Origin of the sequence: Bacillus sp. ISL-34, assembly GCF_018613325.1 — a bacterium.
GTDB lineage: Bacteria > Bacillota > Bacilli > Bacillales > DSM-1321 > Peribacillus.
The window spans coordinates 229,938-244,814 of the sequence record NZ_JAGGQJ010000036.1; the positions used below are offsets into that span (position 1 = coordinate 229,938).

Genomic DNA, 14,877 nt, shown 5'->3' on the forward strand with positions numbered 1-14,877 from the left:
CAGCAGATGAAACAGTTATCTGTTTTATCGGGAATTGTTTCAGGGTCAAAAGCCAAAAGTGAGCAAAGGAAACGGATTTATTTTTCAAGCCTGCTGCAATTAAATAAGGATGTAAGCAAACAGGGGACGACACTTACGGTGACCATCCCTAATACACCTCTTGTACATAATGAATTGAACATTACTCATGGAGGCATGATAGCTTCCTTGATAGATTCGGCATTAAAAGCTCAACAGTTCCAAAAGGGTATGCTTCCGTTACTGGGGATATCCAAGTTCATTACGTAAAACCCTCCATTGGCGACCGATTTACGTTCACATGCGAATACATAGGCAAACGATCAAATCGAGGGGAAGGTCACCCGTGATGATGCTTGCGTTATATCCAGAACAAGAAAACGGACCCAAATTGGATCCGTTTTTTTATCTCTTTATGAAATTCTGGGTGTAATACTTTTTATATACCCCGACGCCTAGACCAGTAAATTCCTCATTCAGCATCGCATCACGATGACCTTTGCTATTTAGCCAACCTTCCATGACTGCAGCTGCGTCCACGTAATTAGCCGCTATATTTTCACCTGCTGCCCTGTATTTTACATGACCTGCATCAAGTCGTTTTTCCAAATCCCCATTTGCTTCAGAAACATGGGTACCTTCAGGTGCGTCCGTCATTTCCCGGCTATGAAGGTAAGCAACCTCCGCTGTTGGAGCATCCCATTCTAAAGGCTTCAAATCAAACCTGCTGCGCATTATATTCGTAATATCGAATATTTGCTGCTCATTGCCATCTTCCACTTTCGCCATGTCTTCCTCAGAAAGTTCCTTCACTGTCACAAGTTCACCATGATAGGTCAACTCATACGGCTGTTGTTTCAATAGGGCGGAATCATTCAAAAATCGAACGCTTGAAACAGTCCCCGTGAATTTATCCAAATAAAGCTGAACATTAATTTTCCCTAAATCAATCAACGGCCTCATGTTCATATCTTCCTCCGACAATTCAAAACGATAGGAACTGTCGCCAACTTCAATATCAACAGTAGGTTCCACATATAAGCTGGAATAGATGGCATCAATCGATTGTCCTATTTTGAAAGGAGCGACATTGACCTCATCACCGATTCCATAAGCAGATACCACTTTTTCACTTTCAACGGCTAATTGGAAATAATTATTATAGTCCTTTTTATAAACCCACCATTCATATCCATAGGCAGACATATCAATTCGATCTGGCTTACCGTATTCCTTTTCTATCTCTTTTGCATTTTTCCCGATTGTTGCTGCCAGACCTTCTGTCACTTCAGTAACCCCTTCCTTTTCAGAGGAAGGGCTTTTTTCATTTATATGTCCATTCGGGTTAACACCTTTGTTACCATCAATAAGAGGGTTCCCTTCATCTTCATCGCCGATATTAAGATAAATACCGATTACGAAAAAAATAACGATTAACACCAACACCTTACCTAAACTGCGCAGAGGAACACTCCCTCTCTCTATCTAATTTATGTATCCAATGCAAAAAAACCTTTCTTTCCTGATTATATCACTGTTCAATCATAATTTTCTAATTTACGATAGACTGCCCCTTCATTAAATTCATTTTAAAAATGGAACTTTTGTGAATGATTGAAATACCATAGTTGAGTTCATTGCAACTTCCACCATTTCGTACTATTATAAAATATAGGATAAAATGGTATATTATAAACATACTTGGAGATTTTTAATATATTCATGTACATAATATTTTCCCGGTATGTCATTTTAATTCTCAATAGTAAACATAGGAGGTACTACTCGTGAAATTTGAAAGCTTTGGAATCGAAAACATCACAGCCGACTTAAACCGATTAGATGACCTAATGCCGCAGTATGGTTTAATACGTGCAGAACAATGGGATTACGAAAGAGTCAGTTACGATCGTAAGTTCGAATTAAAAGAAGGCACGTTTTACCTGAGAATACTTGGCCATGCTACAGAAGGCGATGTAGGCGCTCACAGGGCCGTCGTTAAACTTATGGTCCCTCTATTAGGAAAACACTATTATCCACACGGAGTTGAATATGGCGAAGGAGAGGATTTCCCTGCATCACTGGTTAAACAAAGTGAAAAAATCCTCGCTCAAATCAAAGAAGAACTTACACAATTCAACGGCCTGTAAAAGCCGCAAGTTAAAAGTGAGGTACAAAGAGAGAGGATCATATGTGATGCTCTCTTTTTTTTAGTATCCATTACAAAAGCCTGATGCTTTTTTTGCACCAGGCTTTTTCGTTATTTTAAAATCCCAGGATCGCCTTTATTAAAGATGTTGTTTCGCCGCCATGATAAATGACATAAAGCAGAATGTAAACGGCTACTCCTGTAATCCCAGTGAAAAACCAAATGATGCTGGTAGCAGGCCCGATTTTTTTATGAATGGCAAATTTACCTTTAAACCCAGTGGTAAGCATGATGATCCCCAATACTGCCCCAGTTGTCGCAAGCGTTATATGGAAAATCAAAAAAATCGTATAATAAATTTTAATGTCATCGGGTCCGCCAAATGATGTACTGCCAATGAAGACCGTCCGGGAAAGATATATAGTGAAAAAGATTACCGCAAAAACCGCAGCTGCCATCATGGTTTTTTTATGGGTCTCAATTTTGCGTTGTTTAATTTGATACCAGCCTATTGCAACAGTGATGGCACTTAATACAATGAAAGCTGTACTTATCGTTGGAAGGATTGGTAAAGACATATGTATTGTAGTCCTCTCTATATTTATTAATCAACTACCATTTTATAAGAGGCAATCATAAAATTCAATAAAATCAAGGATTATTAACAGAATGCTCACTTTTATGGAATAGCCAAGTCGAATCACTGGCTATTTGCTTTAAATCGAAAATCAGGCAGATAAAAGACTTGTCCGCCCCAAGACAAGTCTTTTATCGTACAATTATTCTACAGTCTGAAAATCCGAAGGTATCGGATCGATATCATTTTGGCCGCCGTTCTCCTTTTTGAACCAAGCAAAGAAAATGACACCTAATACATAGCCTAAAACGATTTCTTGAATCACCTTCATCAGAACCCCACCAAGCTGTTGATCCTCAAGCAATGGCAGTCCATTGAACATTTCCGGGCCACTGAGCGTTAAACCCGCCAGTGCTGAAGCCGGAACGCAAAGCTCCATGGCACTCGCCCAAGATTCCGCATTGGTAAATGTATCATACATCGGATCATTAGCAAAAATGATTAAGGCGCAAGCAGGGGTCATTAGAATGCCACTGCCGAAAATATAAGCCACTTTTTTTACACCTGACAGACTTTCACGTTCCGGCAGTTGATTGACAAGCGGGAACCACATCAAAACAGCAGTAGTAAATAAAAGGACCGTGTATCCCGCATGAAACCACATCCCCGTTTTGATAAAGTCGAATACTAACGGGATATGGTACAACGAGAAAAGAACATTAAATAGTAAAAGGGCGACAAGAGGCCTGGTGAAAAATTGAAATAACGTCTTCACTCCCCTTGAATTTATGAAAGTTCTCATAAGCCAATCTGGAATCGCTATGATAAATAAAGGCGGAATCACGAGATATAGCAGTGCCATTTGAAACATGTGGGCACTGAACATGATATGGCTCAATAAATCCAGCGGTGATCCTTTCACTGCATATAGAAGGAGCATGGCTATCAAAAAATAAGTTGCCTGTTTAACGGAAAGCGATGAACTTCCCGAAAACTTCTCCCCTTTTTTTGTCAACAGCCAAAAATAGCCAACGGTTATAAGTACGAGGACGGCAAAATAATAAGGACTCCACAAAGCGCGAAATCCGAAAATATCAATAGACAAAAAAATCACCTCGTTCATAAACTTTTTCTTACTTTCATTATACCTAAAATGAAACATGGTAACAAATATAGATAAACTTGGATTCTTTTTCTAACTAAATCAACACATAAAGAAAACCGGCTATCTTTCAATAGCCGATTTCCTTCAAGGTTTATAACCAAACAATCGTTGTGAACACAAGGACAGTTATCAAGCCTACTGCAAGGCCGGAAAATAAGAACAATGCAATGGTGCCATGCCCTTTATGCTTCATATGCATGAAATAATACAATTGGAAAATCACTTGTACAACTGCCAGCAGCAAAATGACTGGTTTAATGAACCAATGTGAAAAACCCTCAATTCCTACTGCAGCAAAAGCAAGTAATGTAAAGAAAATCATAAGTGTAAATGATATCACTTGGTGTTTCATCTCTTCAGCATTTTTCTTACGGCGATATTTTAAATCGACATTCGGGTTCGCTGAATTTGATTGTTCATTCGCCATCAGTTATCCCACCATTCCCATTAAGTATACGACAGTAAAGATAAACACCCAGACTACGTCAATGAAATGCCAATAAAGACTCGCAACATAAAATTTAGGAGCGTTATATAAATTCAAGCCCCTTCTTGCATTACGAACCATAAGAGATATGATCCAAACCAGACCGAAAGCAACGTGTCCTCCGTGAAAACCAACTAACGTATAAAACGCGGAACCGAAGGCACTGCTCGTAAATGTATGATGGAATTCATGAACATAGTGATTAAACTCATAAATCTCGAGACCTAGAAAAGCAAAGCCAAGTGCAACCGTGATTACAAGCCATGCTTGCATTTGTTTAAAATGGTTATTTTTCATATGGTACATTGCATACACACTAGTTAATGAACTGGTCAATAACAGCATGGTTGCTACAAAAGTCAGCGGTAATTCGAATAAATCTTTAGCTAAGGCAGCATCACCATTCGGAACTTTATCCTTCAATGCAAGGTAAGTTGCAAAAAGCGAGGCGAATAATACCGTCTCTCCACCGAGAAACAACCAGAATCCCAAATACTTATTTTTACCTTCTAAAGTCGCTTTCTCGGGAGAAGCAGGCCAAGTGGCATCCGTGAATCTTTCATCTGTTTGCATTATGCCTTACCTCCCTTGTCTTTATCGTCCATAAGGTCTTCTTTGTGGATGTGGAATCCATGATCGTCTTTAACGGAACGGATAAACATTGAAACGAATGTTATCAAAAGTCCAACAATCATTATAGGCAGGGTCCATGTCTTATCATCCATATTATATAAAGCACCGAATGCGGCAACAAATAAACCGAGGGCAATCGTTAAAGGAAGTATAGATGAATTCGGCATATGGATATCCCCCAGTGGTTCTGCAGGAGTCATTTCCTTTTTCCCTTCCATTTTTTCAACCCAGTAAGGATCTAATCCGCGGACAAGCGGAAGTTGTTTAAAATTATAAAACGGCGGTGGTGATGGAATGGCCCATTCAAGCGTACGGCCGTCTCCCCATGGATCATTGCCGACTTTCTCATTCTTCACGGATGTAATGATTATATTGATGACCATAACCAAGACCCCAAATGCCATTAAGAAGGCTCCAACTGTACTAATCATATTACCTGTATTGAGTCCCTGATCGTCCAAGAATGTAAATACGCGACGAGGCATCCCCATCAAACCTAAGAAATGTTGAATGAAGAATGTTAAATGGAAACCGATCAAGAACGTCCAAAATGTGATTTGCCCCAGTTTTTCACTTAACATCGTTCCAAACATTTTCGGCCAATAGAAATTGATTCCAGCCAGTAAGCCCAATACAACCCCACCGACGATTACATAGTGGAAATGGGCAACAACGAAATAACTATCATGGTATTGATAATCAGCAGGTGCTGATGCGAGCATGATACCTGTAACGCCACCCATGGTAAATGTAGGGATAAAGGCAACTGCATAAAGCATCGGCACCGTGAACTTGACGCTTCCTCCCCACATCGTAAAGATCCAGTTGAATATCTTAATACCTGTAGGTACCGCAATGGCCATGGTAGCCACGGCAAAAATCGCATTCGCGATAGGTCCTAAACCAGTCGTAAACATATGATGCGCCCAAACCATGAAACCTAAGAAACCGATTAAAACGGTTGCAAACACCATTGATGAATAACCAAATAATCTTTTTCTGGAGAATGTAGCAAAAATTTCGGAAAATATACCGAATGCTGGAAGGATCAGGATATACACTTCCGGGTGACCGAATATCCAGAATAAATGCTCCCAAATGATCGTATTCCCGCCCGCTGCTACATCAAAGAAATTCGAGCCGAACATCCTGTCGAACATCATTAACACCAATCCTACGGTAAGCGGAGGAAAAGCGAATAATATCAATGCGGAAACAACGAAAGTTGACCATGTAAACAGCGGCATACGCATATATGTCATACCAGGCGTACGCATATTAATAATGGTTACAAGGAAATTGATCCCTGCAATTAGTGTTCCAAAACCTGATATTTGTAGTCCGAGGACGTAAAAATCAATGCCATGGCCTTCGGAGTGCAGGGAAAGTGATGCATACGATGTCCAGCCTGCATCTGGAGCCCCACCTAAAAACCATGAAAGATTCAGAAAGACTCCCCCAAAGAAAAACAACCAAAAACCTAAAGAGTTCAAAAACGGGAACGCAACATCACGTGCCCCTATCTGTAAGGGTACAACCGCATTCATAACAGCAAATACCAATGGCATGGCCGCCAGAAATATCATTGTCGTACCGTGCATGGTCAAAATTTCATTATAAAATCCGGCACTTACGAAGTCATTGTTTGGGATTGCAAGCTGGATACGGATAAACATCGCTTCCAAACCGCCGATTACAAAGAATAACCCGCCAGAGATAAGATATAAAATGGCGATTTTCTTATGGTCAACCGTCGTCAGATAATCCCAAAGCGTAGCGCCAAATCCTTTTTTATTAGCGTACGTACTCACGATTTAACCTCCTTAATCAATGTTCTATTTGTCTTCCACCTTAAGCTCTAATAAATAAGCTGCCAGTGCATTAATATCCGAATCCGAAAGTTCGCCGTAAGTACCGGTCATCGTGTTGCCCGGTTTATACTTCTCAGGATCCTTGATCCATTTTTTCACATTCTCTTCCGTATGATCCAATACGCCAGCCACTTTTTGACGCTCACCGAATGTAGCCAGATTCGGAGCCTGACGGGCAGCTTCAGGCCTGCTGTCATTTGGTGTCACTGCATGGCAGCCTATACAGCTTTGATTAAAGACATCTTCACCTTGTTTGGCTAGGTCACCTTCAACGACAGGTTCTTTCGCGGCTTTCATATCTTTAGTCCAAGCTTCAAAATCGGTTTGGGACTTCGGTACGACCTTAAAATCCATCAAAGCATGTGAAGGACCGCAAAGTTCGGCACATTTTCCGTAAAACAAGTTGTTCGAATCTTCCGCCTTTTCACTATCGAATTCTAAGAAAAACTGATTGACCCCTTCTGTATTGGTATCCATCTTTCCTCCGACAGACGGTACCCAGAATGAATGCTTAACATCTGAAGCAGTCAGATTGAAGTACACTTTTTGATCGGTTGGCACAACCAAATCCTGACTTGTTACAACGCCAAGGTCCGGATATTCAAACTCCCACCAATAAAGGTTCGCCCTGACATTCACGACAAGTGCATCCTTCGTTTTTCCATCCTTATCTTTCTTATCCATCGCCTTTGTGTCGGCTAAATCGAAAGTCGTGACGACGGTTGGAACAGCCAGAACAATTAAAAGAAGGATAGGAATAACAGTCCAGATAATTTCGAGTTTATGACTTCCTTCAATTTGTTTCGGTATTGTTTCGTCGCCTTCCTTACGACGGAAGCGTAGTAAAACTACAACGAACAAAATAATCACAACAATAATAACCAGTACCATGATTAGTGTACTCAATATCAGTAAGTCATACTGAGATTGCGCAACATCGCCAGCTGGCTTCAGCGCGGATAGAAATGGTTCGCCGCATCCCGAAAGGACAAGTCCTACAATACCCAGCAGAGCAATTAGGCGCCATTTGTGCAGCCTTTTTTTCATAGCTTCAGAAACCCCTCTTTCGTCAAAATTTTCTCACAAAAATAAAAATGGGCGCAATTGCGAATATTCTCTCTATGTCAATTTCTTAAAAAGAAAGAATCCCTAAACTAAGGAATTATTAAGATGATTCATGTAACCGCTCTTATGTATGACCCCGTTGGTTCCGTTAATATGTATGAATGGCGGTCAGTGCATTATATATCAGTAAGCTGGAGCCTGTATAAGAACAGGCCGCCAGCTTATTTTAACCAAAACTAGATGAGAGTGACAATAACCATCGCTACAAATAAAATGGTCATATAATTTAAAGAATATACAAACATGGATGTTGCCCATTTAACATCATCTTTCTTTTTATACCCCTTAATTCCCAAAATAAGCCACCCCGTGCTCAATAATGCAGCAAGAATAACTAGCGGAGTTCCTAATGGAGTTAAAAAGAAAGGAACGAACATTAAACAGACGATCCATAGCATAATCGACCTTTTTGCGGCCTTGAACCCTTTTACGACCGGAAGCATTGGCACACCGGCAGCACGATATTCTTCGACACGCCTCATTGCTAGTGCATAAAAATGAGGAGGCTGCCATAAGAACATGATCGCGAACAGGACCCAGGCGATCTTATCAAGGCCCGGGTCGACTGCAGCCCACCCGATAAGTGGAGGCACCGCTCCGGATATACTGCCTATAATCGTATTCGAGACAAACCTGCGTTTAAAAACCATGGTATATAAAACAACATAGGCGAAGACGCCGAATGCACCAAGTATGGCTGTTGTCATATTAGTCAATGCAAGTAAAATCAGCCCTGCAGCAATCAAGCCGAAACTTAACGCCAATACCTTTGAAGGCTGTACTTTCCCAGTTACCGTTGGACGGTTTTTCGTTCTTTCCATTAAATGATCGATATCACGGTCATAATAATTATTGAAACTGCAAGATCCCGCCATGATGAGCGCCGAACCTGCAAGTGTATAAAACACTACATCTAAATTGCTTAAGAAGCTAAGCCTCGAAAAATGAAGAGCTAGCCACACGCCGGTAAAAGCTGTAATTATATTTGAATTGACAATCCCCACTTTTATAAGTGCGAGAAAATCCTTCCAAGCTGTTGTTTCAGGTATATCCGATTGAAGGGCGGCTTTACTGTCCTCCATGACAGCTTCTGACAAACCCCTTGTTTCTGACATTTGTTTTCCTCCTTTAAATCATTCAGCACAGACGCAAATGCAAAGAAAATACTTACATATGCTATAGAACATTATTTCATACTTTTTGATATTTGTAACCAAGGAAGCGTAAACAAAAAGTAAATTATTTACCAATGACCGTTGTCAATGGAATCCATCGAGAGCTATCATTCTTAATATCATGCTTAATAACAGTAAAATTTAGTAAAATCATTTCTTCAATATATTAAAACACATTTTTGGAAGCTTTTGTGAAAATTTTTCGGATATTTTTTGACCAATTTGTGTCTCAATAATTTACTGCTGTTGTAAGATGTTCATCAAGAACATGAATAGTATGCTATTATCATCATCCCCTAGGCTCTATCCCTATTTTGCTCCTACTTGAAGGTTTACACTCCCTTTATTTCTATCAAAGTCTTTTGTAACTTTCAACTATTTCAGGCATTTTAATTAATAGCTATAATATTAACTGAACTTGTAAAATCATTCTATTTTGTGTAATATCGAGGAAGTTCGACAAATATTATGAAAAATCTTATGCTATTATTAATTTTATGGAACAACCCTAATTTGCTACAGAGAAAAAGGTGGGACTACTAGTGAAATCGTCTCTTAAATGGTTTGCTGTTTTAACAACGATCGTAATGCTTTTCATCTTACTTGGTGGAGCTTTAGTCACGAAGACGGATTCCGGCATGGGTTGCGGCAGGTCCTGGCCATTGTGCAATGGCCAATTGATCCCGGACAAAATCACGATTGAATTGGTCATTGAGCTTTCCCATCGACTCGTTTCAGGTGCTGGAGGATTCTTGGTTTTAATTTTATCGTATATGTCTTGGAAAAAAATCGGCCATATCCGTGAAGCGCGTTTCTTATCCGTCCTTTCTTTTGGTTTTCTGTTACTGCAAGGGTTGATCGGAGCCGCTGCCGTCATTTGGTCACAATCCGATTTTGTCCTTGCCCTTCATTTTGGCATATCGCTCATTTCCTTTGCTTCCGTCTTTTTACTGACACTGTTGATTTTTGAAGTAGACAAGAAGTTCGAAGCCGAAAAACTTATAGTTGACAACCGAATGAAATTCCATATTATTGGCGTATTGATTTTTTGTCTGGTAGTCGTATATACGGGTGCTCTTGTAAGGCATACAGAATCCAGTCTTATCTGTAAGGATTGGCCTTTATGTGTAAATGACAGTGTTGCACTCCCCTCCAACCTTTATGAATGGATTCAGATGGGGCACCGTGCAATGGCAGGCGCCATTTTCATTTGGGTATCATATGTGGCTTATATCGCAAAAAAACATTACAAAAATCAAAAAGTTTTATATGGCGGTTGGATTGCTGCATTCATTCTCGTATTTTTACAGGTTACCGCTGGAGCCTTTATCATTTTCTCAAGGCAAAACTTATATATCGCATTGACACACGCATTATTCATTGCCTGCTTTTTTGGTGTAATGAGCTATTTGATGCTATTGACGTCAAGAAGCAAAAAAAATGCCCTAGCCAAGCAAAAAGGGAGCTCCACGCATGCAGTCAAAGGACAGGATGAACAGGATATAACACCAACGGTACCCGCCCGTTAATATCTGATTGTTCAATCAATAATATAGAAGAATAAAACAAAACCACCATTCCCGGGGAATGGTGGTTTTTGTTTTGTCTTAAGATGACCGTAAATTGCCTAAAAAGAGGGTACAGAGCAGCTTGAAGCCTCAAGCATACCCAATATACCCCAAATCATTCACAAGGTCACAGTCAGCGATATTACTTAGTTATTTCGATCAATAAGTCTCCAGTACTGATCGCTTCTCCATCTTTTACATAAATATCTTTAATGGTCCCGGAGAATGGTGCTTGTACGGTAGTTTCCATTTTCATCGCTTCCGTTATGATCAGGTGATCACCCTGCTTGACCTGATCGCCTTTCTCGACCACTACACGAATAACCGTACCTGGCATTGTCGCACCGAGTTGTTCTTTATTTTTTGGGTCTGCTTTCATTTTTGATACAACGGAAGATTTAATGTTTTCATCCTTGATTATCACTTCACGTGATTGACCATTCAACTCAAAATAAACGACCCGTGTTCCATCAGCCAATGGCTGGCCGATTGAAACCAATTTTACGATGAGTGTTTTACCCTTTTCAATTTCAACTTCGATTTCTTCCCCTAGCCTCATGCCATATAAGAAAGTCGCGGTATCGAGGTTGGAAACATCTCCAAACAGCTCAATCGTTTTATTGTAGTCCAGGAATACTTTTGGATATAGGGCATATGCAAGCACATCGAAATCAGTGACTGCCCGTCCCAATTCCTTGAATAATTCTTCTTTAAGTGCTGCAAAGTCCACTTCTTCCAATAATTCACCCGGTCTTACTGTTATAGGTTTCTTCCCTTTCAGGATAACTTCCTGAAGCTCTTTAGGGAATCCCCCAACCGGCTGACCTAGATAGCCTTCGAATAACTCTATGACTGAATCAGGGAAATCGATGGATTTGCCATTTGTCAGAACATCTTCTTCAGACAGGTTATTTTGTACCATGAATAACGCCATGTCCCCAACAACTTTTGATGACGGAGTTACTTTAACGATATCGCCGAACATTACATTGACGCGCTGGTACATTTCTTTCACTTCATGCCAGCGGTCTCCCAGCCCCACTGCTTTGGCTTGCTGCTGCAGATTACTATATTGACCGCCCGGCATCTCGTGTTTGTAAACCTCTGTATGAGGTGCATTCATGCCGCTTTCGAAGTCATGATAGAATTTCCTGACCTCTCCCCAGTATTCTCCTAAACGCTCTAGTGAATCGACTTCCAATTTAGGCTGTCTGCTTGATCCTTCCAATGCATAATGAAGTGTTTGTACACTTGGCTGCGAAGTAAGTCCAGCTAAAGAACCAATCGCCGTATCAACGATATCCACACCAGCTTCGATCGCTTTCGAATACATGTAAATCCCATTTCCGCTTGTATCATGAGTATGCAGATGGATCGGAAGGGATGTCGATTCTTTCAGTTCCGATACAAGTCGGTAAGCAGCATCAGGTTTCAAGAGGCCGGCCATATCCTTGATCGCTAAAATATGGGCACCGGCTTGTTCCAATTCCACAGCCATATTCTTATAGTATTCGATATTATATTTGCTGCGTGATGGATCATTCAAATCCCCTGTATAACAAATGGTAGCTTCCGCAATTTTGCCGGATTGACGGACTGCATCAATAGCCAATTCCATTCCTTTAACCCAGTTTAAACTATCGAAGATACGGAAAACATCAATGCCTGCATCCGCTGATTTCTCTACGAATTCACGAATGACATTATCAGGGTAATTTTTATAACCAACTGCATTTGAAGCCCTTAAAAGCATTTGCAAAAGGACATTCGGCGCTTTTTTCCTGAAACTTAACAGCCTGTCCCATGGATCTTCTTTCAAGAAGCGATATGCGACATCGAAAGTTGCCCCGCCCCACATTTCCATTGAAAATAAATCAGGAAGGAGTTTTGCTGTAGGCTCAGCGATATCAAGGATATCTTTCGACCTGATTCTCGTCGCCAGTAAAGATTGATGTGCATCACGGAAAGTCGTATCTGTGATCAATACCTCTTTTTGTTCTTTGATCCAATTGACCAGTCCCTCTGCACCTTGCTGTTCAAGAATATTTTTTGTACCCGAGATAAGCGGCAGGCCACCAACATTCGGAATTGGAGCTGGTTCAAAAACAGGTTTCTTCTTTTTCTCGACTCCCGGGAAACCATTCACTGTCACATTTCCGATATATGAAAGCATTTTTGTCCCACGGTCTTTTCTGATTGGGAAGCTAAATAATTCCGGTGTGGTATCAATGAATGATGTATCATATTCCCCATTTATGAATTTTTCATGTTTAACGACATTTTCAAGGAAGGGGATATTGGTTTTAATACCACGAATCCTGAATTCCTTAAGGTTACGAACCATTTTGGAAGCTGCCTGCTCAAATGAAAGCGCATGAGTGGAAAGTTTAACGAGAAGGGAATCATAATATGGTGTGATGACCGCACCTTGGAACCCATTCCCAGCATCCAGACGAACACCGAATCCCCCTCCGGAACGGTAAACCATCATTTTCCCGGTATCAGGCATGAAATTATTCAATGGGTCCTCAGTCGTCACCCGTGATTGAATAGCATATCCATGTGTTTTGATTCCTGCTTGTTCGGGGATCCCGATCTTTTTGCCATGGAGTTCATGCCCTTCAGCTACCATGATTTGAGATTGAACGATATCAATGCCCGTAATCATTTCAGTAATGGTATGCTCAACCTGTACCCTTGGATTGACTTCAATAAAGTAAAATTCGCCATTTGCCACAAGGAACTCGACCGTACCAGCATTTACATAATCAATATTTTTCGCCAACTTGACGGCTGCCTCACAAATCCTTTCCCTTAAATCATCGGAAAGGGAAACGGAAGGTGCCACTTCCACAACTTTTTGATGACGTCTCTGAACGGAACAGTCACGTTCATATAAATGGACGATATTTCCATGAGTATCAGCCAAGATCTGAACTTCGATATGCTTCGGATTTTGTATGAATCTTTCAACATATACTTCATCATTACCAAAAGCTGCTTTAGCTTCTGATTTTGCGCGATCATAAGCCTCTTCAACATCTTCGATTTTTTCGACAATCCGCATTCCGCGTCCGCCGCCGCCTAAAGAGGCTTTTATAATAATTGGAAAACCGTATTGTTCACCAAATTCCTTGACTTCTTCAATACTGGTAACCGGTCCATCACTTCCAGGGATAACCGGGATCTCAGCCAGTTCAGCTTGTGTTCTGGCTTTAACTTTGTCACCAAACATATCTAGGTGTCTTGATTCTGGTCCGATGAAGATTATGCCTTCTTCCTCACAGCGTTTCGCAAATTCAATATTTTCTGAAAGGAAACCATAACCGGGATGAATCGCATCGACTCCGCTCATTTTGGCGATCGCAATTATGCCTTCGATATCCAGGTAAGCATCAATCGGCTTTTTGCCTTCCCCAACCAAATAAGCCTCATCCGCTTTATATCGGTGATAAGAACCATAATCTTCCTTTGAATAGATTGCAACTGTGTGAATGTCTAATTCCGTACATGCCCGAAAAATTCGTATCGCTATTTCTCCACGATTTGCCGCAAGTACTTTTTCTATACGTTTCGCCATTGCTACCACCCTAATCAATATGTATTTTTATTGAATATATAGAAAAAAAGCGCGAAAGAATTCACCACTTTTTATTCATAATTTTATTTCCCTATTAAGGAAATCAATCTGATAAAGCTCATTTTATCGCTGATGTAATTATTTTGATATATTTTATATTCTTGTTTTTTACATCCGATAAAGACTAAAAAGAGCCATATACCATTAGCAAATGAAAATTTAGCTATAATAATATATCATCAAGTTGTTTTAACATTCAATTAATATAACCATAATACTAAAATTAACTGAATACAATAAAAAAATAAAAAATTACATATATTCGTATATAAAAACATGGAATTAACTCTGCTTTCACACTAAGACTCCAATGCTCAGCAATGGCGCGGAACCATAAATTCCCAGTTCCGATTGAGAAATCTGAAATGTAAAGATGACCATTAAACAACACATTGGGAATTCAAAATAATTAAAAAACTCAAATTGAGCTTCCGTGGATTAATTAGTATGTCACTATTTGATATAGTAT

Annotated in this window: 12 protein-coding genes; 3 read left to right on the forward strand and 9 right to left on the reverse strand. The window is 40.2% G+C overall.

Features of this window, described 5'->3' with window-relative positions; genetic code table 11:
* The first annotated feature begins 6 nt into the window (after positions 1-6).
* Positions 7-288, forward strand: a complete 282-nt coding sequence (locus J7E52_RS24015; RefSeq protein WP_214750849.1) for a hotdog family protein — start codon at positions 7-9, stop codon at positions 286-288.
* A gap of 135 nt (positions 289-423) precedes the next feature.
* Here the strand turns inward: J7E52_RS24015 and J7E52_RS24020 are convergent, their stop codons facing one another.
* On the reverse strand, positions 424-1,458 hold the full coding sequence (locus J7E52_RS24020) for a CAP domain-containing protein (RefSeq protein WP_309476934.1): 1,035 nt from the start codon (positions 1,456-1,458) through the stop codon (positions 424-426).
* A 347-nt stretch (positions 1,459-1,805) separates the two neighbouring features.
* Between J7E52_RS24020 and J7E52_RS24025 the strand changes: the two genes are divergently transcribed.
* Positions 1,806-2,168, forward strand: a complete 363-nt coding sequence (locus J7E52_RS24025) for a YugN family protein (protein ID WP_214750850.1) — start codon at positions 1,806-1,808, stop codon at positions 2,166-2,168.
* 115 nt (positions 2,169-2,283) lie between these two features.
* Here J7E52_RS24025 and J7E52_RS24030 read toward each other — a convergent pair whose 3' ends face one another.
* The 7 genes from J7E52_RS24030 to cyoE all read right to left on the reverse strand — a co-directional run bounded on the left by J7E52_RS24030 (position 2,284) and on the right by cyoE (position 9,140).
* On the reverse strand, positions 2,284-2,745 hold the full coding sequence (locus tag J7E52_RS24030) for a DUF420 domain-containing protein (protein WP_057278459.1): 462 nt from the start codon (positions 2,743-2,745) through the stop codon (positions 2,284-2,286).
* A 201-nt stretch (positions 2,746-2,946) separates the two neighbouring features.
* On the reverse strand, positions 2,947-3,858 hold the full coding sequence (gene ctaG / locus J7E52_RS24035) for a cytochrome c oxidase assembly factor CtaG (protein ID WP_309476935.1): 912 nt from the start codon (positions 3,856-3,858) through the stop codon (positions 2,947-2,949).
* Positions 3,859-4,000: 142 nt separating this feature from the next.
* The gene (gene ctaF / locus J7E52_RS24040; protein ID WP_048684534.1) at positions 4,001-4,336 is read right to left on the reverse strand and encodes a cytochrome c oxidase subunit IVB; all 336 of its coding nucleotides are present in this window, start codon (positions 4,334-4,336) and stop codon (positions 4,001-4,003) included.
* 3 nt (positions 4,337-4,339) lie between these two features.
* Positions 4,340-4,969 carry a cytochrome (ubi)quinol oxidase subunit III gene (locus J7E52_RS24045; RefSeq protein ID WP_048684533.1) on the reverse strand — a complete coding sequence of 210 codons (630 nt, stop codon included), beginning with the start codon at positions 4,967-4,969 and terminating at the stop codon, positions 4,340-4,342.
* Positions 4,969-6,840 carry a cytochrome c oxidase subunit I gene (ctaD, locus tag J7E52_RS24050; RefSeq protein WP_214750852.1) on the reverse strand — a complete coding sequence of 624 codons (1,872 nt, stop codon included), beginning with the start codon at positions 6,838-6,840 and terminating at the stop codon, positions 4,969-4,971. The genes J7E52_RS24045 and ctaD overlap by 1 nt, the downstream gene beginning before the upstream one ends.
* A gap of 24 nt (positions 6,841-6,864) precedes the next feature.
* Entirely contained in the window at positions 6,865-7,947 is a 1,083-nt protein-coding gene (gene coxB, locus J7E52_RS24055; RefSeq protein ID WP_214750853.1) for a cytochrome c oxidase subunit II, read from the reverse strand.
* A 254-nt stretch (positions 7,948-8,201) separates the two neighbouring features.
* On the reverse strand, positions 8,202-9,140 hold the full coding sequence (gene cyoE, locus J7E52_RS24060; RefSeq protein WP_214750854.1) for a heme o synthase: 939 nt from the start codon (positions 9,138-9,140) through the stop codon (positions 8,202-8,204).
* 602 nt (positions 9,141-9,742) lie between these two features.
* Between cyoE and J7E52_RS24065 the strand changes: the two genes are divergently transcribed.
* Entirely contained in the window at positions 9,743-10,729 is a 987-nt protein-coding gene (locus J7E52_RS24065) for a COX15/CtaA family protein (protein WP_214750855.1), read from the forward strand.
* A gap of 181 nt (positions 10,730-10,910) precedes the next feature.
* Here the strand turns inward: J7E52_RS24065 and pyc are convergent, their stop codons facing one another.
* A complete protein-coding gene (gene pyc, locus J7E52_RS24070) occupies positions 10,911-14,348 on the reverse strand; it encodes a pyruvate carboxylase (RefSeq protein ID WP_214750856.1) in 3,438 nt (1,145 codons plus the stop codon).
* Positions 14,349-14,877: the final 529 nt, after the last annotated feature.